Origin of the sequence: Micromonospora sp. NPDC005194 (assembly GCF_040608335.1) — a bacterium.
Lineage (GTDB): Bacteria > Actinomycetota > Actinomycetes > Mycobacteriales > Micromonosporaceae > Micromonospora.
On record NZ_JBEXIA010000047.1, the window covers coordinates 1 to 19,065 of the forward strand.

The 19,065-nt window shown below is 68.1% G+C and carries 25 protein-coding genes; all 25 read left to right on the plus strand.

Features of this window, described 5'->3' with window-relative positions; genetic code table 11:
* Positions 1-3,814 (plus strand): DNA-directed RNA polymerase subunit beta' (locus tag ABZU53_RS28365; protein ID WP_355068548.1); only part of this gene is annotated, 3,814 nt, incomplete at its 5' end.
* 92 nt (positions 3,815-3,906) lie between these two features.
* On the plus strand, positions 3,907-4,275 hold the full coding sequence (locus ABZU53_RS28370) for a hypothetical protein (protein WP_354858666.1): 369 nt from the start codon (positions 3,907-3,909) through the stop codon (positions 4,273-4,275).
* A gap of 672 nt (positions 4,276-4,947) precedes the next feature.
* Complete coding sequence (locus tag ABZU53_RS28375; protein ID WP_354858671.1) at positions 4,948-5,328, plus strand: hypothetical protein; 381 nt, start codon at positions 4,948-4,950, stop codon at positions 5,326-5,328.
* A 479-nt stretch (positions 5,329-5,807) separates the two neighbouring features.
* A complete protein-coding gene (rpsL, locus tag ABZU53_RS28380; protein ID WP_007465318.1) occupies positions 5,808-6,182 on the plus strand; it encodes a 30S ribosomal protein S12 in 375 nt (124 codons plus the stop codon).
* Between the two features lies 1 nt (position 6,183).
* Complete coding sequence (rpsG, locus tag ABZU53_RS28385) at positions 6,184-6,654, plus strand: 30S ribosomal protein S7 (protein WP_007465317.1); 471 nt, start codon at positions 6,184-6,186, stop codon at positions 6,652-6,654.
* A 74-nt stretch (positions 6,655-6,728) separates the two neighbouring features.
* On the plus strand, positions 6,729-8,825 hold the full coding sequence (gene fusA / locus ABZU53_RS28390; RefSeq protein WP_354858664.1) for an elongation factor G: 2,097 nt from the start codon (positions 6,729-6,731) through the stop codon (positions 8,823-8,825).
* Positions 8,826-9,038: 213 nt separating this feature from the next.
* Positions 9,039-10,232 carry an elongation factor Tu gene (gene tuf, locus ABZU53_RS28395; protein WP_007465313.1) on the plus strand — a complete coding sequence of 398 codons (1,194 nt, stop codon included), beginning with the start codon at positions 9,039-9,041 and terminating at the stop codon, positions 10,230-10,232.
* Positions 10,233-10,582: 350 nt separating this feature from the next.
* Positions 10,583-10,891 carry a 30S ribosomal protein S10 gene (gene rpsJ, locus ABZU53_RS28400; protein ID WP_007073037.1) on the plus strand — a complete coding sequence of 103 codons (309 nt, stop codon included), beginning with the start codon at positions 10,583-10,585 and terminating at the stop codon, positions 10,889-10,891.
* A gap of 11 nt (positions 10,892-10,902) precedes the next feature.
* The gene (rplC, locus tag ABZU53_RS28405) at positions 10,903-11,568 is read left to right on the plus strand and encodes a 50S ribosomal protein L3 (RefSeq protein WP_354823900.1); all 666 of its coding nucleotides are present in this window, start codon (positions 10,903-10,905) and stop codon (positions 11,566-11,568) included.
* Positions 11,565-12,215, plus strand: a complete 651-nt coding sequence (gene rplD / locus ABZU53_RS28410; RefSeq protein ID WP_354858661.1) for a 50S ribosomal protein L4 — start codon at positions 11,565-11,567, stop codon at positions 12,213-12,215. Before rplC ends, rplD begins: the two co-directional genes overlap by 4 nt.
* Positions 12,212-12,514, plus strand: coding sequence for a 50S ribosomal protein L23 (gene rplW, locus ABZU53_RS28415; RefSeq protein ID WP_088998352.1), 303 nt, complete (start codon positions 12,212-12,214; stop codon positions 12,512-12,514). Before rplD ends, rplW begins: the two co-directional genes overlap by 4 nt.
* Positions 12,515-12,526: 12 nt before the next feature.
* Positions 12,527-13,366 (plus strand): 50S ribosomal protein L2, encoded by an 840-nt coding sequence (rplB, locus tag ABZU53_RS28420; protein WP_007465301.1) that lies wholly within the window; start codon positions 12,527-12,529, stop codon positions 13,364-13,366.
* Positions 13,367-13,378: 12 nt separating this feature from the next.
* The gene (gene rpsS / locus ABZU53_RS28425; protein WP_007465299.1) at positions 13,379-13,660 is read left to right on the plus strand and encodes a 30S ribosomal protein S19; all 282 of its coding nucleotides are present in this window, start codon (positions 13,379-13,381) and stop codon (positions 13,658-13,660) included.
* A gap of 41 nt (positions 13,661-13,701) precedes the next feature.
* Positions 13,702-14,160, plus strand: a complete 459-nt coding sequence (rplV, locus tag ABZU53_RS28430) for a 50S ribosomal protein L22 (protein ID WP_007465297.1) — start codon at positions 13,702-13,704, stop codon at positions 14,158-14,160.
* Complete coding sequence (rpsC, locus tag ABZU53_RS28435; protein ID WP_007465294.1) at positions 14,160-15,029, plus strand: 30S ribosomal protein S3; 870 nt, start codon at positions 14,160-14,162, stop codon at positions 15,027-15,029. Before rplV ends, rpsC begins: the two co-directional genes overlap by 1 nt.
* Positions 15,030-15,032: 3 nt before the next feature.
* The gene (gene rplP, locus ABZU53_RS28440; RefSeq protein ID WP_007465292.1) at positions 15,033-15,458 is read left to right on the plus strand and encodes a 50S ribosomal protein L16; all 426 of its coding nucleotides are present in this window, start codon (positions 15,033-15,035) and stop codon (positions 15,456-15,458) included.
* Positions 15,458-15,694 (plus strand): 50S ribosomal protein L29, encoded by a 237-nt coding sequence (gene rpmC / locus ABZU53_RS28445; protein WP_007465283.1) that lies wholly within the window; start codon positions 15,458-15,460, stop codon positions 15,692-15,694. The genes rplP and rpmC overlap by 1 nt, the downstream gene beginning before the upstream one ends.
* On the plus strand, positions 15,691-15,969 hold the full coding sequence (gene rpsQ / locus ABZU53_RS28450; RefSeq protein ID WP_354858656.1) for a 30S ribosomal protein S17: 279 nt from the start codon (positions 15,691-15,693) through the stop codon (positions 15,967-15,969). The genes rpmC and rpsQ overlap by 4 nt, the downstream gene beginning before the upstream one ends.
* A gap of 101 nt (positions 15,970-16,070) precedes the next feature.
* Positions 16,071-16,439 (plus strand): 50S ribosomal protein L14, encoded by a 369-nt coding sequence (gene rplN, locus ABZU53_RS28455; protein WP_007073026.1) that lies wholly within the window; start codon positions 16,071-16,073, stop codon positions 16,437-16,439.
* Positions 16,436-16,756 (plus strand): 50S ribosomal protein L24, encoded by a 321-nt coding sequence (rplX, locus tag ABZU53_RS28460; RefSeq protein ID WP_007465276.1) that lies wholly within the window; start codon positions 16,436-16,438, stop codon positions 16,754-16,756. Before rplN ends, rplX begins: the two co-directional genes overlap by 4 nt.
* A complete protein-coding gene (gene rplE / locus ABZU53_RS28465) occupies positions 16,756-17,322 on the plus strand; it encodes a 50S ribosomal protein L5 (protein WP_354858655.1) in 567 nt (188 codons plus the stop codon). The genes rplX and rplE overlap by 1 nt, the downstream gene beginning before the upstream one ends.
* A 1-nt stretch (position 17,323) precedes the next feature.
* Positions 17,324-17,509 (plus strand): type Z 30S ribosomal protein S14, encoded by a 186-nt coding sequence (locus ABZU53_RS28470; RefSeq protein WP_007465272.1) that lies wholly within the window; start codon positions 17,324-17,326, stop codon positions 17,507-17,509.
* Between the two features lie 116 nt (positions 17,510-17,625).
* Positions 17,626-18,033, plus strand: a complete 408-nt coding sequence (gene rpsH, locus ABZU53_RS28475) for a 30S ribosomal protein S8 (protein ID WP_007465270.1) — start codon at positions 17,626-17,628, stop codon at positions 18,031-18,033.
* A 16-nt stretch (positions 18,034-18,049) separates the two neighbouring features.
* On the plus strand, positions 18,050-18,592 hold the full coding sequence (gene rplF, locus ABZU53_RS28480; RefSeq protein WP_354858653.1) for a 50S ribosomal protein L6: 543 nt from the start codon (positions 18,050-18,052) through the stop codon (positions 18,590-18,592).
* 64 nt (positions 18,593-18,656) lie between these two features.
* Complete coding sequence (rplR, locus tag ABZU53_RS28485) at positions 18,657-19,034, plus strand: 50S ribosomal protein L18 (protein WP_355068567.1); 378 nt, start codon at positions 18,657-18,659, stop codon at positions 19,032-19,034.
* The last annotated feature ends 31 nt before the right edge of the window (positions 19,035-19,065 follow it).

Here is a 19,065-nt window from a genome sequence, read left to right on the forward strand (position 1 = left end):
CGGCGAGGTCAAGAAGCCTGAGACGATCAACTACCGCACCCTGAAGCCGGAGAAGGACGGACTCTTCTGCGAGAAGATCTTCGGTCCGCAGCGGGACTGGGAGTGCTACTGCGGTAAGTACAAGCGCGTCCGGTTCAAGGGCATCATCTGTGAGCGCTGCGGCGTCGAGGTGACTCGCTCCAAGGTCCGTCGTGAGCGGATGGGGCACATCGAGCTCGCCGCTCCGGTGACCCACATCTGGTACTTCAAGGGCGTTCCGAGTCGGCTGGGCTACCTGCTGGACCTCGCCCCCAAGGACCTCGAGAAGATCATCTACTTCGCCTCGTACGTCGTGACGAGCGTGGACGCCGAGTCGCGTCACCGTGACCTCTCGACGATCGAGAACGAGATCCTGGCCGAGAAGCGGCAGTCCGAGAACAGCCGCGACTCGGAGATCGAGAAGCGGGCCGCCAAGCTCGAGGCCGACCTGGCCGAGCTGGAGGCCGAGGGTGCCAAGGCGGACGTCCGGCGCAAGGTCAAGGAGGGCGGAGAGCGCGAGATGCGCCAGATCCGCGACCGGGCCCAGCGCGAGATCGACCGCCTGGACGAGGTGCTGGACACCTTCCGCAAGCTGGAGCCGAAGCAGCTGGTCACCGACGAGCTGCTCTACCGCGAGCTGCGCGACCGTTTCGGTGAGTACTTCACCGGTTCGATGGGCGCGGAGGCGATCAAGGCGCTGGTCCAGAACATGGACCTCGACGCCGAGGCCGAGAGCCTGCGGGAGACCATCCGGTCCGGCAAGGGGCAGCGGAAGATCCGGGCGCTCAAGCGGCTCAAGGTCGTGGCGGCGTTTCTGAACACCCGTAACTCGCCGCTCGGCATGGTGCTGGACTGCGTCCCGGTCATCCCGCCGGACCTGCGCCCGATGGTGCAGCTCGACGGTGGCCGCTTCGCGACCTCGGACCTCAACGACCTGTACCGGCGTGTGATCAACCGGAACAACCGCCTCAAGCGGCTGATCGACCTCGGCGCGCCCGAGATCATCGTCAACAACGAGAAGCGGATGCTCCAGGAGGCCGTCGACGCGCTGTTCGACAATGGCCGTCGCGGCCGGCCGGTCACCGGCCCGGGCAACCGCCCGCTCAAGTCGCTGTCCGACATGCTCAAGGGCAAGCAGGGCCGGTTCCGCCAGAACCTGCTGGGCAAGCGCGTCGACTACTCGGGCCGTTCGGTCATCGTGGTCGGCCCGAAGCTCAAGCTGCACCAGTGTGGTCTGCCCAAGCAGATGGCGCTGGAGCTGTTCAAGCCGTTCGTGATGAAGCGGCTGGTGGACCTCAACCACGCGCAGAACATCAAGTCCGCCAAGCGGATGGTCGAGCGTCAGCGCCCGGTCGTGTGGGACGTGCTGGAAGAGGTCATCGGCGAGCACCCGGTGCTGCTCAACCGGGCGCCGACCCTGCACCGTCTGGGCATCCAGGCCTTCGAGCCGCAGCTGGTCGAGGGCAAGGCGATCCAGATCCACCCGCTGGTCTGCACCGCGTTCAACGCCGACTTCGACGGTGACCAGATGGCGGTGCACGTGCCGCTGTCCGCCGAGGCCCAGGCCGAGGCGCGGATCCTGATGCTGTCGTCGAACAACATCCTCAAGCCGGCCGACGGCAAGCCGGTCACCATGCCCACGCAGGACATGGTCATCGGTCTGTACTACCTCACCCACCTCACCCCCGGTGAGAAGGGCGAGGGCCGGGTGTTCAGCTCGGACGCCGAGGCGCAGATGGCCTTCGACAACGGTGAGCTGGGCCTGCAGGCGCCGGTGAAGATCCGCCTGCGTGGCGTGGTCGGCGTCGACAACGGCACCGGCGCCGAGGCGTGGACCGCCCCGGAGGGCTGGGTCGAGGGTGACCCGCTGACCGTGGAGACCACCCTGGGCCGGGTGCTGTTCAACGAGACGCTGCCGCAGGGCTACCGCTTCGTGAACTACGAGATCCGCAAGGGTCAGCTCTCCGCGATCGTCAACGACCTCGCCGAGCGCTTCCCCAAGGTGGCGCTGGCCGCCACCCTGGACGGGCTCAAGGAGGCCGGTTTCCACTGGGCCACCTGGTCCGGCGTGACGATCGGCATGGAGGACGTCATCGCTCCGCCGCGCAAGGCGGAGATCCTGGCGAAGTACGAGAAGGAAGCCGACCGGATCGACAAGCAGTACCAGCGTGGTCTGATGACCGCCGAGGAGCGTCGCGGCGAGCTCATCGAGATCTGGACCAAGGCGACCAACGAGGTCGCCAAGGAGATGGACACCGCGCTGCCGCAGGAGAACCCCCTGTGGGTGATGATCAACTCGGGTGCCCGCGGTAACCTGCTCCAGCTCCGGCAGATCGCGGCGATCCGTGGTCTGGTGGCCAACCCGAAGGGCGAGATCATCCCGCGGCCGATCAAGGCCAGCTACCGGGAGGGTCTGTCCGTGCTGGAGTACTTCATCTCCACGCACGGTGCCCGTAAGGGTCTCGCCGACACCGCGCTGCGGACCGCCGACTCGGGTTACCTGACCCGTCGTCTGGTGGACGTCTCCCAGGACGTGATCATCCGCGAGGAGGACTGCGGCACCGACCGGGCGATCCCGATGCAGATCGGCGAGAAGCTGGACGGCAAGCTCGTCATTCACACCCACGCCGAGACCAGCGTGCACGCCCGGACCCTGGCCGACGACATCAAGGGGCCGGACGGCACCGTGGTGGCCGAGCGCGGTCAGGACATCAACTCCATCGGGGTCGACAAGATCGTCGCCGCTGGCGTGGAGACGGTCCGGGTGCGCAGCGTGCTCACCTGCGAGTCGAAGCTGGGCGTCTGCGCGGCCTGCTACGGCCGTTCGCTGCCGACCGGCAAGTCGGTCGACATCGGTGAGGCTGTCGGCATCATCGCCGCCCAGTCCATCGGCGAGCCGGGTACGCAGCTGACGATGCGTACCTTCCACACCGGTGGTGTCGCGGGTGAGGACATCACCCAGGGTCTGCCGCGTGTTCAGGAAATCTTCGAGGCTCGGGTCCCGAAGGGTAAGGCGCCCATCGCCGACACCCCCGGCCGGATCCGGATCGAGGACGGCGAGCGCTCGCGCAAGATCATCGTGGTGCCGGACGACGGCAGCGAAGAGATCGTCTACGACAAGATCTCGAAGCGCGTCAAGCTCCGGACCCACGACGGCGGTCACGTCGCGGTCGGCGAGAAGCTGACCGAGGGCACCATCGACCCGCACGAGCTTCTGCGGATCATGGGTCCGCGGGCGGTCCAGGTCCACCTGACCAGTGAGGTCCAGGAGGTCTACCGCTCGCAGGGTGTGCTCATCCACGACAAGCACATCGAGATCATCATCCGCCAGATGCTCAAGCGGGTGACGGTCATCGACTCCGGCTCGACCGAGTTCCTGCCGGGTGTGCTGGTCGACCGGGCGCTGTTCGAGTCGGAGAACCGCCGGCTCGTGTCGGAGGGTGGCGAGCCCGCCGCCGGCCGTCCGGTGCTGATGGGTATCACCAAGGCCTCGCTGGCCACCGACTCCTGGCTCTCCGCGGCCTCCTTCCAGGAGACCACCCGGGTGCTGACCGACGCTGCGATCAACTCGCGCAGCGACTCGCTGGTCGGCCTCAAGGAGAACGTGATCATCGGTAAGCTCATCCCGGCCGGTACGGGCATCAGCAAGTACCGCAACGTCCGGGTCGAGCCGACCGAGGAGGCCAAGGCCAAGGTCTACTCGATGACCGGCTACCCGGAGACCGACTACGGGTTCGGGCCGGCCAGCGGGCAGGCTGTGCCGCTGGACGACTTCGACTTCGGGTCGTACCGCTAAGCACCGACACCGACGAGGCCCCCGGCACCTGCCGGGGGCCTCGTCGTGTCCGGACCGACCCGGCCGTCGACCGGGTTGGGCATGATGGAGGCATGACGACCGCACCCGGACAGGTGTCCGTCGCGTCCCAGGGCCTGCGCCACCCGCTGGATCCGGACCCGGCCCGTGCCACGAAGGCGCGGGCGGTCTTCGCGCTGGGGCTGCTCGGCATGTTGACCGGGCTCTTCATCGGCGGGGTGGTGCCGGCGACGGTGGCGCTGCAACTGGCCCGGCAGGCCCGCCGGGAGGCGTACGCCTCGGGGGGTTTCCTGACCGGCGGCGTCTGGCTGCGGCGGGGGGAGCGGTTGGCCTGGACCGGCCTGGCGCTGGTCGCGGTCACCGTGGTCGTCGCCGTGGTGATCGGGGTGGTCCGGCTGGCTGACACGCCGTTCGGCCACGACTACCCGGCGAACATGGACTGACCGTTTCACCGGCCACGCCCAGCGCGGACGGCGCAGCTTCCGGCGGTAGCCTGGCCGGTGTCCGCCGCGCGGCGACGGCGGCCCTGTCGACAGGAGGACCTCGTGACGGAACCGGCGCGGCCCCCGGCGGACGAGCCGGCGGGGCATCCTGACGCGCCGGCCGCGAGCCCGGCCCCCTCCGGACCGGACGACCGGGCCCAACCCGATCCGGACGGGCAGCCCGCCCCACCCGCCGACGTCCCCGATCCGGGTACGCCGCCGTCGGGTTGGGGCGCGCCGCCCCCGCCCGGATGGGGTCCGCCCACGGCCGAGTGGGGCGGGGTCTATCCGCCCGGACACGGCCAGCCCCATCCCGCTTCCGGGGCGCCGCTGCCGCACGCCTGGGGTCAGCCGCCGTCGGGCCCGGGTGCGCCGACGGGCTGGGGTCAGCCGTCGGGGCCTGCCGCGCCGTCGGGCTGGGGTCAGCCGTTGTCCGGGACTGGTGCGCCCGGGGGTTGGGGGCACCCGCCGGCGGGGGTTGGTGTGCCGCCCGGCTGGGGTCAGCCGCCATCGGGGCCCGGCGCGCCAGCGGGTTGGGGCCAGCCGGCGCAGGGCCAGCCGCCCGGGTGGGGCGTGGCTCCCGCCCGACCGGTGCCGCCGCCCACCGACGACCAGCGGCGGCCGCCGAAGCGGGTGGAGGCGGTGCCCGGCACGCCGTTCGGCGTGGTGTACCTGGACGTGCCGCCGGTCACCTCCGGACTGGCGACCGGGGCGCTGGTGGCGGGCATCGCGTCGATCCTGGTCTCGCTCCTGGTGATCTGCTTCGGGGTGGCCTTCGCAGACGACGGCGGCGTCTGGGCCTCCGGCGCCTTCACCGTGCTGGGGGTGCTGGCGGGGGTGGCGGCGATCGTCACCGGTCTGCTCGGTCGGCGGCAGATCGGCCGACCGGCCGCGCCGTCGGCGGTACGGTTCACCGGGCGAGGGCTGGCGGTGGCGGGCATCAGCTGCGGCGCGGCGGGTGCGGTGCTCAGCCTGCTGGGTCTGGGTCTGGCGTTGCTGATCACCCTGACGTGAGGCCGTGCGCCGGGTCTGCGGTGCCTGCCCGGGGGCGACGGGTGGTCCGGCGGGGAAGCCGGTACACTTGTGTCCGTAGGTGCCCATCGCGGGCGACGAGGCGGGACGAGATCCGGCCGGCGAGTGTGAGACGGTCGCCGACCCATTCCGTTTTGACCTGGGCGGCTGTGGTAGGTACTCTTTCCCCTTGTGCCCGGGCGTGCCCGGGCAACTCGTGCGTGCGCTGGATCCGGAGTCCGGACGGCGGCACGACAAGCCAGAGATCCGGGGCGGGGCGATCCGCGTGCCGGTGACAGAAAACCCGGTACGCCTGCGAAAGCGTCCGCACCGGGACCGTGAGCTGGGCGACACGCCCGACCGCGGGTGCCGGGGCCTCCGCAAGGTGGCCCTGGTCGGAATGTAGGAGAGCCGGTCATCAGGCCGGCTAACGAGCAGACGGCGCGGCCGCGTACAGCGGCCGAAGGGAGCGGAGAAACCCGGTGCCCACCATCCAGCAGCTGGTCCGAAAGGGCCGTCAGGCCAAGACGACCAAGACCAAGACCCCGGCGCTCAAGGGGTCCCCCCAGCGGCGCGGCGTGTGCACCCGCGTGTACACCACCACCCCGAAGAAGCCGAACTCGGCGCTGCGCAAGGTCGCTCGTGTGAAGCTCAGCAGCCAGATCGAGGTGACCGCCTACATCCCGGGCGTCGGTCACAACCTGCAGGAGCACTCGATCGTGCTCGTTCGCGGCGGCCGGGTGAAGGACCTCCCCGGCGTGCGTTACAAGATCGTCCGCGGCTCGCTGGACACCCAGGGTGTCCGCAACCGCAAGCAGGCGCGCAGCCGTTACGGCGCGAAGAAGGAGAAGAGCTGACATGCCGCGTAAGGGACCCGCTCCGCGGCGGCCACTGGTCGCTGACCCGGTGTACAACTCGCCGCTGGTCACCCAGCTGGTGAACAAGATCCTGCTGCGCGGCAAGCGTCAGCTCGCCGAGTCGATCGTGTACGCGGCCCTCGAGGGCTGCCGCGAGAAGTCCGGCACCGACCCGGTCGTCACCCTCAAGCGGGCGATGGACAACGTCAAGCCGACCCTCGAGGTGCGCAGCCGTCGTGTCGGTGGCGCCACCTACCAGGTTCCGGTCGAGGTCCGCCCCACCCGGGCGACCACCCTGGGCCTGCGCTGGCTGGTCACCTACTCCCGCGCCCGGCGCGAGAAGACCATGGTCGAGCGGCTGATGAACGAGCTGCTGGACGCGAGCAACGGCCTCGGTGCCGCCGTCAAGCGGCGCGAGGACACGCACAAGATGGCCGAGTCGAACAAGGCCTTCGCGCACTACCGCTGGTAACACCCTGGTTCCGGCGCCTCCGGGCGCCGGAACCGCCACCAGTTGAGTCGAGACGACGATAAGTAGGGATTGAAGTGGCCGCCGCAGACGCGCTCGCCAAGGTACGCAACATCGGCATCATGGCGCACATCGATGCCGGTAAGACCACGACCACCGAGCGAATCCTGTTCTACACCGGCATCACGTACAAGATCGGTGAGGTCCACGAGGGCGCTGCCGTCATGGACTGGATGGAGCAGGAGCAGGAGCGTGGTATCACCATCACCTCCGCTGCTACCAAGTGTGAGTGGAAGGGCCACACGATCCAGATCATCGACACGCCTGGTCACGTCGACTTCACGGTCGAGGTCGAGCGGTCGCTGCGTGTCCTGGATGGTGCGGTCGCGGTTTACGACGGTGTCGCCGGCGTGGAGCCGCAGACGGAGAACGTCTGGCGGCAGGCCGACAAGTACAACGTCCCGCGCATGTGCTTCGTCAACAAGCTCGACCGGACCGGCGCCGACTTCTTCCGCTGCGTGCAGATGATGATCGACCGGCTGAACGCCACCCCGCTGGTGCTCCAGATCCCGATCGGGCTCGAGGGCGACCACATCGGTGTCGTCGACCTGATCGGCATGCGCGCCCTCACCTGGCGTGGGGAGACTCAGAAGGGTGAGGACTACGCGGTTGAGGAGATCCCGGCCGACCTGGCCGACTCCGCTGCCGAGTGGCGCGAGAAGCTGATGGAGACCCTCGCCGACGTCGACGACTCGGTGATGGAGAAGTACCTGGAGGGCGAAGAGGTCTCCGTCGAGGAGATCAAGGCCGCCATCCGGCGTGCCACCATCGCCGGCAAGGCCAACCCGGTGCTCTGCGGCTCGGCGTTCAAGAACAAGGGCGTCCAGCCCATGCTCGACGCCGTGGTCGACTTCCTGCCGTCGCCGCTGGACGTTCCGGCGATCGAGGGTACGGCCACCGACGGCGAGACCCCGCTGCTGCGTAAGCCGTCCAACTCGGAGCCCTTCTCCGGCCTGGCCTTCAAGATCCAGACGGACAAGCACCTGGGCAAGCTCACCTACGTGCGGGTCTACTCCGGCACGCTCGATTCCGGTTCCCAGGTGGTCAACTCCACCAAGGACCGCAAGGAGCGCATCGGCAAGATCTACCAGATGCACGCCAACAAGCGGGAAGAGCGTCCGTCGGCGCAGGCCGGCGACATCATCGCCGTGCAGGGTCTCAAGCAGACCACCACCGGCGACACGCTCTCCGACCCGGCGAACCCGGTCATCCTGGAGTCGATGACCTTCCCGGAGCCGGTCATCTCGGTGGCGATCGAGCCGAAGACCAAGTCCGACCAGGAGAAGCTGGGCACCGCCATCCAGCGCCTGGCCGAGGAGGACCCGACCTTCCGCGTCCAGCTGGACGAGGAGACCGGTCAGACGGTCATCTCCGGCATGGGTGAGCTGCACCTGGACATCCTGGTCGACCGGATGCGCCGCGAGTTCAACGTCGAGGCCAACGTCGGCAAGCCGCAGGTGGCGTACCGCGAGACCATCCGCCGCAAGGTGGACAAGGTCGAGTACACCCACAAGAAGCAGACCGGTGGTTCCGGCCAGTACGCCCGCGTCATCGTGAGCGTCGAGCCGCTTCCGCTGGACAACGACTCGCCGACCTACGAGTTCGCCAACGCCGTCAGCGGCGGCCGCATCCCCCGGGAGTTCATCCCCTCGGTGGACGCCGGTGCGCAGGACGCGCTGCAGTACGGCATCCTGGCGGGCTTCCCGCTGGTCGGCGTGAAGCTGACCCTGCTGGACGGCCAGTACCACGAGGTCGACTCGTCGGAAATGGCATTCAAGATCGCCGGCTCGATGGTGATGAAGGACGCGGCCCGCAAGGCCGACCCCGCACTGCTCGAGCCGATGATGGCCGTTGAGGTCACCACTCCTGAGGAGAACATGGGTGACGTCATCGGCGACCTCAACTCCCGCCGCGGCATCATCCAGGCGATGGAGGAGCGCAGCGGCGCCCGCATCGTGAGGGCTCTGGTGCCGTTGTCGGAGATGTTCGGCTACGTCGGCGACCTGCGGTCGAAGACCCAGGGCCGGGCTAGCTACAGCATGCAGTTCGACTCCTACGCCGAGGTTCCGCAGAGCGTCGCGAAGGAGATCATCGCGAAGGCAACGGGCGAGTAACTTCCCCGAGCAGGTGATTCGTGGTCGGTCGCGGGTGGTTTCACCCGCCCGCGGCCACCACGATCGGATCGCGTGAGACCGGGCCTGTAGGCTTCATCGCCGCAGAACCCACAAAAGCTCTCCGGCCGCCAGGCCGGAAAGGCTGTCGACAGAGTCCTAAGCGCCGACCGGCGCGCCGGGCGTACGAACCAAGAAGTCCACAGGAGGACACCAGTGGCGAAGGCTAAGTTCGAGCGGACTAAGCCGCACGTCAACATCGGCACCATTGGTCACATCGACCACGGTAAGACGACGCTGACGGCGGCCATCACCAAGGTCCTGCACGACCAGTTCCCGGACCTGAACCCGTACACGCCGTTCGACGAGATCGACAAGGCGCCGGAGGAGAAGGCCCGCGGCATCACGATCTCGATCGCGCACGTCGAGTACCAGACCGAGGCGCGGCACTACGCGCACGTCGACTGCCCCGGCCACGCGGACTACATCAAGAACATGATCACCGGTGCCGCGCAGATGGACGGCGCGATCCTGGTGGTCGCGGCGACCGACGGCCCGATGCCGCAGACCCGTGAGCACGTGCTGCTCGCGCGTCAGGTTGGCGTGCCGTACATCGTCGTGGCGCTCAACAAGAGCGACATGGTCGACGACGAGGAGCTCCTGGAGCTCGTCGAGCTCGAGGTCCGTGAGCTGCTCTCCTCGCAGGAGTACCCGGGTGACGACCTGCCGGTCGTCCGGGTTTCGGCGCTGAAGGCCCTCGAGGGTGACCCCGAGTGGACCGGCAAGCTCCTGGACCTGATGACCGCGGTCGACACCGCGATCCCGCAGCCGGAGCGTGAGACCGAGCGGCCGTTCCTCATGCCGATCGAGGACGTCTTCACGATCACCGGTCGTGGCACCGTCGTCACGGGTCGCGCCGAGCGCGGCATCCTCAAGCCGAACGAGGAGGTGGAGATCGTCGGTATCCGCGAGAAGTCGCAGAAGACGGTCTGCACCGGCATCGAGATGTTCCGCAAGCTGCTCGACGAGGCCCGCGCGGGCGAGAACGTCGGTCTGCTGCTGCGTGGCATCAAGCGCGAGGACGTCGAGCGCGGCATGGTGGTCGTCAAGCCGGGCACCACGACCCCGCACACGGAGTTCGAGGCGACGGTCTACATCCTCTCCAAGGAGGAGGGCGGCCGGCACACCCCGTTCTTCCAGAACTACCGTCCGCAGTTCTACTTCCGGACCACGGACGTCACCGGTGTCGTCACCCTCCCCGAGGGCACCGAGATGGTCATGCCGGGCGACAACACCACCATGTCGGTGAAGCTGATCCAGCCCATCGCCATGGAGGAGAACCTCAAGTTCGCGATCCGCGAGGGTGGCCGCACCGTCGGCGCCGGGTTCGTCACCAAGATCATCAAGTGAGCTAGGTAACCCCGATTAGACCCGCCGCCGGTCGTGCGGCATACTAGTCAGGTTGCGTAACGACAGTTCGTCGCCTGTGTTCGGCTTTCGCTGAACCTCCGGGTGGCGAGACAGTCGAGCGTGGGGTGGTTGGCGGCCCAGTCGCCAACCACCCTCGCACGGCGTTCAGGTCGCGGTAATGCGATCGGCGCCTTGACCCACCGCGCGGTCAGCACCACTCCGGAACCACGGGGCGGAGCCCGGCCCGAGGGCGCGACACGCCCGACCGCGGGGGTCGGCGAAGTGGGCCTGTGCCAGCCGGTACAGGCGCCCGCAACACAGCGGCATCGAGAGAAGGAACAGAAGCCACCATGGCGGGACAGAAGATCCGCATCCGGCTCAAGGCCTATGACCACGAGGTCGTCGACTCCTCGGCTCGGAAGATCGTCGAGACGGTGACGCGCACCGGGGCGCAGGTCGCGGGCCCGGTGCCGCTGCCCACGGAGATCAACCGTTTCTGCGTTATCCGCTCGCCGCACAAGTACAAGGACTCGCGCGAGCACTTCGAGATGCGCACGCACAAGCGGCTGATCGACATCATCGACCCGACCCCGAAGACGGTCGACTCGCTCATGCGCCTCGACCTGCCGGCTGGCGTCGACATCGAGATCAAGCTGTAGGGACCGGACAAATGGACAGGCAAGTCAAGGGGATCCTGGGCGCCAAGCTCGGCATGACCCAGGTCTGGGACAACAACAAGGTTGTTCCCGTGACCGTGGTCGAGGCCGGCCCGTGCGTCATCAGCCAGGTTCGTAGCGCCGAGAAGGACGGTTACTCCGCGGTCCAGCTGGCGTACGGCACGATCGACCCGCGCAAGGTCAAGAAGCCGATCAGCGGGCACTACGCGAAGGCGGACGTGGCGCCGCGCCGGCACATCGTCGAGCTGCGCACCACGGACGCCGGGGAATACTCGCTGGGCCAGGAGGTCACGGTCGAGGAGTTCCCGGCAGGCGTCACGATCGACGTCACCGGCAAGACCAAGGGCAAGGGCTACGCCGGCCCGATGAAGCGGCACGGCTTCCACGGCCTGGGTGCCGGTCACGGCGTCGAGCGCAAGCACCGCTCGCCGGGCTCCATCGGCGCCTGCGCCACTCCGGGTCGTGTCTTCAAGGGCACCCGGATGGCCGGCCGCATGGGTGGCGTGCGCTACACCGTGCAGAACCTCACCGTCCAGGCGGTCGACACCGAGAACAACCTGCTGCTCGTCCGGGGTGCCATTCCTGGTCCCAAGGGCGCGCTGGTTCTGGTCCGTACCGCGGCCAAGAGCAAGGTGAAGAAGGGCGGTGCGGCCAAGTGACCACCGTTGACGTGCGCACCGTCGAAGGCAGCACCAGCGGCTCCGTCGAGCTGCCGGCTGACATCTTCGACGTGCAGGCCAACGTCGCGCTGATGCACCAGGTCGTGGTGGCCCAGCTCGCGGCGGCCCGACAGGGCACGCACAAGACCAAGACCCGCGGCGAGGTCGCCGGTGGCGGCAAGAAGCCGTACAAGCAGAAGGGCACCGGTCGCGCCCGGCAGGGCTCGATCCGCGCGCCGCAGTTCGCCGGCGGTGGCGTGGTGCACGGTCCCGTGCCGCGCGACTACAGCCAGCGGACCCCGAAGAAGATGAAGGCCGCCGCACTCCGCGGTGCCCTCTCGGACCGGGCCCGCGCCGGGCAGGTGCACGTCGTCGAGGCGTTCGTCTCGGGCGAGAAGCCGTCGACCAAGGCCGCACTGGCCACGTTGACCACGCTCACCGAGGCCCGTCGGGTTCTCGTCGTGCTGAGCAGCACCGACGAGCTGAACTGGGTGTCGCTGCGCAACGAGCCGCGGGTGCACCTGATCGAGTCCGGCCAGCTGAACACGTACGACGTGCTGGTGGCCGACGACGTGGTCTTCACCAAGGACGCCCTGGACGAGTTCCTGGGCGTGCCCGCCGAGACCACCGAGGAGGGTGGCAAGTGAGCACGATCGCCGACCCGCGCGACATCATTGTGGCGCCGGTCGTCTCGGAGAAGAGCTACAGCGAGCTGAACCGGAACTGGTACACCTTCCTGGTGCACCCGGACGCGAACAAGACCGAGATCAAGATCGCTATCCAGCAGATCTTCGACGTCCGCGTCCTGACGGTCAACACGCTCAACCGCCAGGGCAAGCGCAAGCGCACCAAGACCGGCTTCGGTCAGCGCAAGGCGACCAAGCGGGCGATCGTGAAGCTGGCTGACGGTGACCGTATCGAGGCCTTCGGCGGCCCGGTCAGCTGAGGGGTGTAGACAATGGCTATCCGTAAGTACAAGCCGACGACGCCGGGCCGACGTGGCTCCAGCGTCGCCGACTTCGCCGAGATCACCCGGTCCACGCCGGAGAAGTCGCTGCTGGCTCCGCTGCCGAAGAAGGGCGGGCGTAACGCCCACGGCCGGATCACCACGCGGCACCACGGTGGCGGTCACAAGCGCCAGTACCGTCTGATCGACTTCAAGCGGGTCGACAAGGACGGCGTGCCGGCGAAGGTCGCTCACATCGAGTACGACCCGAACCGCACGGCGCGCATCGCGCTGCTGCACTACGCCGACGGCGAGAAGCGGTACATCATCGCGCCGAAGGACATGAAGCAGGGCGACCGCGTCGAGTCCGGTCCGGGCGCCGACATCAAGCCGGGTAACAACCTGCCGCTGCGCAACATCCCGGTCGGTACCACGATCCACAACGTGGAGCTGCGTCCGGGCGGCGGGGCCAAGCTGGCCCGTTCCGCCGGCGTCGGCATCCAGCTGCTCGGCCGTGAGGGCGCGTACGCGACCCTGCGTATGCCGTCCGGCGAGATCCGGCGGGTGGACGTGCGCTGCCGCGCGAGCGTCGGCGAGATCGGCAACGCCGACCAGTCGAACATCAACTGGGGTAAGGCCGGCCGTATGCGGTGGAAGGGCAAGCGCCCGACCGTCCGTGGTGTCGCCATGAACCCGGTCGACCACCCGCACGGTGGTGGTGAGGGTAAGACCTCCGGTGGTCGCCACCCGGTCAACCCGCAGGGTAAGCCCGAGGGCCGCACCCGCCGTAAGGGCCAGCCGAGCGACAAGCTGATCGTCCGCCGCCGCTACGCCACGCGTAAGCGCGGCTGAGGGAGATAAGACATGCCTCGCAGCCTCAAGAAGGGCCCGTTCGTAGACGACCACCTGCTCAAGAAGGTGGAAGTGCAGAACGACAAGGGCTCGAAGAACGTGATCAAGACCTGGTCGCGGCGCTCGACGATCATCCCGGAGATGCTCGGGCACACGATCGCGGTGCACGACGGACGCAAGCACGTCCCGGTGTTCGTGACCGAGGCGATGGTCGGGCACAAGCTCGGCGAGTTCGCGCTGACCCGCACGTTCAAGGGTCACGAGAAGGACGACCGGAAGAGCCGTCGGCGCTGACGCCGCGGGCATACGGATAGAGGGAACAAGGGGTTACAGCGATGCCAGGAAAGGGCGACGCTCCGGTGCTTCCGGGCGCGCGGGCGGTTGCGCGGCACGTGCGCATCTCGCCGATGAAGGCGCGCCGGGTGGTCAACCTCGTCCGCGGCCTGCCCGCGAAGGAGGCGCTCACGGTGCTGCAGTTCGCGCCGCAGGCTGCGAGCGAGCAGGTGTACAAGGTGCTCGCTAGCGCGATCGCCAACGCGGAGAACAACGAGCGGCTGGACCCCGACGCGCTGCTCGTCAGCGAGGCGTTCGTGGACGAGGGCCCGACGATGAAGCGGTTCCAGCCGCGGGCACAGGGTCGGGCGTACCGGATCCGCAAGCGCACCTGCCACATCACCGTGGCGGTCGAGGCGGTCGCGCCGGCAGCGCCGAGGAAGGCCGCGGCGAAGAAGGCCGCCCCGGCCACGGAGGCCGCACCGGCCGAAGCGCAGAGCAAGACGGAGGACGCCGAGTAATGGGTCAGAAGGTTCACCCCACTGGGTTCCGGCTCGGCATCTCGACCGACTGGAAGTCCCGTTGGTTCGCGGACAAGCTCTACAAGGACTACATCGGCGAGGATGTCAAGATCCGCCGCATGATGTCCAAGGGCCTCGAGCGTGCCGGGATCTCCAAGGTCGACATCGAGCGCACCCGCGACCGCGTCCGCGTCGACATCCACACCGCCCGGCCGGGCATCGTCATCGGCCGTAAGGGTGCGGAGGCCGACCGGATCCGCGGCGAGCTCGAGAAGCTCACCGGCAAGCAGGTCCAGCTGAACATCATCGAGGTGAAGAACCCCGAGTCGGACGCTCAGCTCGTCGCGCAGGGCGTGGCCGAGCAGCTGTCCAGCCGGGTCAGCTTCCGTCGGGCGATGCGCAAGGCCATGCAGTCGGCCATGAAGAACCCGGTCTGCAAGGGCATCCGGGTTCAGGTCTCGGGTCGCCTTGGCGGCGCCGAGATGAGCCGGACCGAGTTCTACCGCGAGGGCCGGGTTCCGCTGCACACGCTGCGGGCCAACATCGAGTACGGCTTCTTCGAGGCCCGTACCACCTTCGGCCGGATCGGCGTGAAGGTCTGGATCTACAAGGGCGACGCGGTTCCGGGCCGGGAGGCTCCGGCCGAGGCCGGTCCGTCGCGCCCGCGTCGTGGTGAGCGCGGCGACCGTCCCGAGCGTCCGCGCCGTGGCCGGTCCGGTTCGTCCGGCACGACCGCTGGTGGCACCGAGGCCGGCCGGGCTGCTGCGACCACCATCGCGCAGCAGGCCGAGACGCCGAGTGGCGAGCCGGTCGACAGCGCTGCTGTCGCCGCGGCGGCTGCTCCGGCAGAAACGCAGCAGGAGGGCTGACAGATGCTGATGCCGCGCAAGCCCCCGAAGGGCTTCCGCAAGCCGCACCACCCGGACCGCAGTGGCGCGTCCAAGGGTGGTAACCGGGTGGTGTTCGGCGAGTTCGGGATCCAGGCTCTCGAGCCGGCGTACGTGACCAACCGCCAGATCGAGTCGGCGCGTATCGCGATGACCCGTCACATCAAGCGTGGCGGCAAGGTCTGGATCACGATCTTCCCGGACCAGGCCCTCACCAAGAAGCCTGCCGAGACCCGGATGGGTTCCGGTAAGGGTTCGCCCGAGTGGTGGGTCGCCAACGTCAAGCCGGGGCGGGTTCTCTTCGAGATGTCCTTCCCCAACGAGCAGATCGCGCGAGAGGCCATGCGTCGCGCGATCCACAAGCTCCCGATGAAGTGCCGCATTGTTACGCGCGAAGTGGGTGAATCCTGATGGCAGCGGGCGTTAAGGCGACCGAGCTGCGTGAGCTCTCCGAGGAGGAGCTGGTCACGAAGCTGCGGGAGGCCAAGGCGGAGCTGTTCAACCTCCGCGTGCAGGCCGCAACCGGGCAGCTGGACAACAACCGGCGGCTGCAGGTCATCCGTCGGGAGATCGCCCGGATCTACACGATCATGCGCGAGCGCGAGCTGGGGCTCTCGGCCGCGCCGACTGAGGTGACTGCATCATGACCGAGAACACCACCACTGACGCCACCCGCGCGCGCCGCAAGGTCCGCGAGGGCCTGGTGGTCAGCGACAAGATGGACAAGACCGTCGTGGTCGAGGTCGAGGACCGGGTTCGGCACGCGCTGTACGGCAAGATCATGCGCCGTACGCGCAAGCTGAAGGTGCACGACGAGCAGAACGCCGCCGGCATCGGCGACCGGGTCCTGATCATGGAGACCCGGCCGCTGAGCGCCACCAAGCGTTGGCGGATCGTGGAGATCCAGGAAAAGGCCAAGTAGCGAAGGCTCGATCTCGCCCGGCGTTGCGTCGGGCGTAGGTTCCGCCAGGCTCCGGCCGGCCGCTACGGCGGCCGGAGAACCGGCAGACATAGGAGATAGACGTGATTCAGCAGGAGTCGCGACTGCGCGTCGCCGACAACACGGGTGCTCGGGAGATCCTGTGCATCCGGGTTCTCGGTGGCTCCGGTCGGCGCTACGCGAGCATCGGCGACGTCATCGTGGCCACGGTCAAGGACGCGATCCCGGGTGCCGGTGTGAAGAAGGGCGACGTCGTCAAGGCGGTCGTCGTTCGCACGGCCAAGGAGAAGCGGCGGCCGGACGGCTCGTACATCCGCTTCGACGAGAACGCCGCCGTCATCATCAAGGACGGTGGGGACCCGCGCGGTACCCGCATCTTCGGCCCGGTGGGCCGGGAGCTGCGGGACAAGCGGTTCATGAAGATTATTTCCCTCGCGCCGGAGGTGTTGTGACCGTGAAGGTCAAGAAGGGCGACACGGTCGTCGTCATCGCCGGCAAGGACAAGGGTGCCAAGGGCAAGGTCATCGCGGCCTACCCGCGGCAGGACAAGGTCCTGGTCGAGGGCGTGAACCGGGTCAAGAAGCACACCCGCATCAGCACCACCCAGCGTGGCGCCAAGACCGGCGGCATCGTCACCCAGGAGGCCCCGATCCACGTCTCGAACGTGCAGGTCCTGGACTCCGACGGCAAGCCGACCCGCGTCGGTTACCGGATCGACGACAACGGCCAGAAGGTCCGCATCGCGCGTAGCACCGGTAAGGACCTGTGATGACCACGGCTACCGAAAAGACCATGCCGCGCCTCAAGGAGCGGTACCGCAACGAGATCGTGGCCCAGCTGCGTGAGCAGAACAGCTACGGCAACCCCATGCAGGTGCCGCGGCTGGTCAAGATCGTCGTCAACATGGGTGTCGGCGAGGCTGCTCGCGACGCCAAGCTGATCGACGGCGCGGTCCGCGACCTCGCCACGATCACCGGCCAGAAGCCGCAGGTGCGGCGGGCGACCAAGTCCATCGCGCAGTTCAAGCTCCGCGAGGGCATGCCGATCGGCGCGAAGGTGACCCTTCGTGGCGACCGGATGTGGGAGTTCCTGGACCGGCTGCTGTCCATTTCGCTGCCGCGTATCCGCGACTTCCGCGGTCTGGACGGGCGCAAGCTGGACGGGCACGGCAACTACACGTTCGGTCTGACCGAGCAGTCCGTGTTCCACGAGATCGACCAGGACCGGATCGATCGGCAGCGGGGTATGGACATCACGGTGGTCACGACCGCCACGACTGACGACGAGGGTCGGGCGCTGCTCAAGCTCCTGGGCTTCCCGTTCAAGGAGAACTGAGATGGCCAAGAAGGCGCTGATCATCAAGGCGGCCGCGAAGCCGAAGTTCTCGGTTCGCGCGTACACCCGCTGCCAGCGGTGCGGGCGTCCGAAGGCGGTCTACCGCAAGTTCGGGCTCTGCCGGGTCTGCATCCGGGAGATGGCCCACCGCGGTGAGCTGCCGGGTGTGTCCAAGGCTTCCTGGTAAGGGCGACCGCGTCCCGGCTGTCAGCCGGGAACTCCTGCACCGATTAGGTATTGCTCTTCGCCGTAGGCCCGGGGCTGATGCCCCGGGAACCCCGGCGAGAAAGGCTGACGAAATCCATGACGATGACCGACCCGATCGCAGACATGCTCACGCGTCTGCGTAACGCCAACCAGGCGTACCACGATCAGGTGAAGATGCCCTACTCCAAGATCAAGGCGAACATCGCCGAGGTCCTGAAGGCCGAGGGTTACATCGCCACCTGGTCGGTCGAGGAGCCCGAGGAGGGCGCCGTCGGCAAGCGACTGGTCGTCGAGCTGAAGTACGGCCAGAACCGGGAGCGGAGCCTGGCCGGCATCAAGCGCGTGTCCAAGCCCGGTCTCCGGGTGTACGCCAAGTCGGACGGGCTCCCGCGGGTGCTCGGTGGGCTGGGCGTGGCGATCATTTCGACGTCCCAGGGGCTGCTGACCGACCGGCAGGCCCGCAAGCGGAGTGTTGGCGGGGAAGTCCTCGCCTTCGTCTGGTAACGGGAGACTGGTAGAAATGTCGCGAATTGGACGTAAGTCGATCCCGGTACCAGCCGGCGTCGACATCACGATCGACGGGCAGACCGTCAAGGTCAAGGGCCCGAAGGGCGAGCTCCAGCACACGATCGCCGACCCGATCACGATCGAGCGTGCGGAGGACGGGCAGCTGAACGTCAACCGCCCGAACGACGAGCGCAAGGCCAAGGAGCTGCACGGCCTGAGCCGTACCCTGGTCGCCAACATGATCGTCGGCGTGACCGAGGGCTACCGCAAGAGCCTGGAGATCGCCGGCACCGGTTACCGGGTCACCGCCAAGGGTTCGGACCTCGAGTTCGCGCTCGGGTTCTCGCACCCGGTGGTCGTTCCCGCGCCGGCGGGCATCACCTTCACGGTGGAGCGGCCGACCCTGTTCCACGTGGCCGGCATCGACAAGCAGCAGGTCGGTGAGGTCGCCGCCAACATCCGGAAGATCCGTCCGCCGGAGCCCTACAAGGGCAAGGGCGTGAAGTACCAGGGCGAGGTCATCCGCCGCAAGGCCGGCAAGGCAGGTAAGAAGTAATGGGCGAGGTCATCCGCCCCAGCAACGCGAAGGCTGGAAAGGCAGGTAAGAAGTGAGCGCCACGCTGCTCAAGCGCCGCCGCGGCGTCGCCGCCAAGCGCGCCGTTGGGCGTGCGCGTCGGCACTTCCGCGTCCGCAAGAACGTCAGCGGTACGGCCGAGCGTCCGCGCCTGGTCGTCACCCGTTCGCTGCGGCACATGGTTGCCCAGATCGTCGACGACACCAAGGGCCACACCCTGGCGTCGGCGTCGACCCTGGACTCCTCGCTGCGCGGTGCGGAGGGCGACAAGAGCGCCCTCGCCGGCAAGGTGGGCGCCCTGCTCGCCGAGCGGGCCAAGGCCGCCGGCGTCTCCAAGGTCGTCTTCGACCGCGGTGGCAACCGGTACGCGGGGCGAGTCGCCGCGCTTGCCGACGCCGCCCGCGAAGCCGGGCTCGAGTTCTAACAACCCCGTCACGAGAGATAAGGAAGGCTGC

Excerpts from the sequence above, each read along its gene's own strand:
- rpmC (WP_007465283.1), top strand. The coding sequence starts at position 15,458 with ATGGCAGCGGGCGTTAAGGCGACCGAGCTGCGTGAGCTCTCCGAGGAG.
- rplP (WP_007465292.1), top strand. The coding sequence starts at position 15,033 with ATGCTGATGCCGCGCAAGCCCCCGAAGGGCTTCCGCAAGCCGCACCAC.
- rplE (WP_354858655.1), top strand. The coding sequence starts at position 16,756 with ATGACCACGGCTACCGAAAAGACCATGCCGCGCCTCAAGGAGCGGTAC.
- ABZU53_RS28470 (WP_007465272.1), top strand. The coding sequence starts at position 17,324 with ATGGCCAAGAAGGCGCTGATCATCAAGGCGGCCGCGAAGCCGAAGTTC.
- rpsQ (WP_354858656.1), top strand. The coding sequence starts at position 15,691 with ATGACCGAGAACACCACCACTGACGCCACCCGCGCGCGCCGCAAGGTC.
- rpsC (WP_007465294.1), top strand. The coding sequence starts at position 14,160 with ATGGGTCAGAAGGTTCACCCCACTGGGTTCCGGCTCGGCATCTCGACC.
- rpsJ (WP_007073037.1), top strand. The coding sequence starts at position 10,583 with ATGGCGGGACAGAAGATCCGCATCCGGCTCAAGGCCTATGACCACGAG.
- ABZU53_RS28370 (WP_354858666.1), top strand. The coding sequence starts at position 3,907 with ATGACGACCGCACCCGGACAGGTGTCCGTCGCGTCCCAGGGCCTGCGC.
- rpsS (WP_007465299.1), top strand. The coding sequence starts at position 13,379 with ATGCCTCGCAGCCTCAAGAAGGGCCCGTTCGTAGACGACCACCTGCTC.
- rplC (WP_354823900.1), top strand. The coding sequence starts at position 10,903 with ATGGACAGGCAAGTCAAGGGGATCCTGGGCGCCAAGCTCGGCATGACC.
- rpsH (WP_007465270.1), top strand. The coding sequence starts at position 17,626 with ATGACGATGACCGACCCGATCGCAGACATGCTCACGCGTCTGCGTAAC.
- rplF (WP_354858653.1), top strand. The coding sequence starts at position 18,050 with ATGTCGCGAATTGGACGTAAGTCGATCCCGGTACCAGCCGGCGTCGAC.
- rplV (WP_007465297.1), top strand. The coding sequence starts at position 13,702 with ATGCCAGGAAAGGGCGACGCTCCGGTGCTTCCGGGCGCGCGGGCGGTT.
- rpsG (WP_007465317.1), top strand. The coding sequence starts at position 6,184 with ATGCCGCGTAAGGGACCCGCTCCGCGGCGGCCACTGGTCGCTGACCCG.
- rplB (WP_007465301.1), top strand. The coding sequence starts at position 12,527 with ATGGCTATCCGTAAGTACAAGCCGACGACGCCGGGCCGACGTGGCTCC.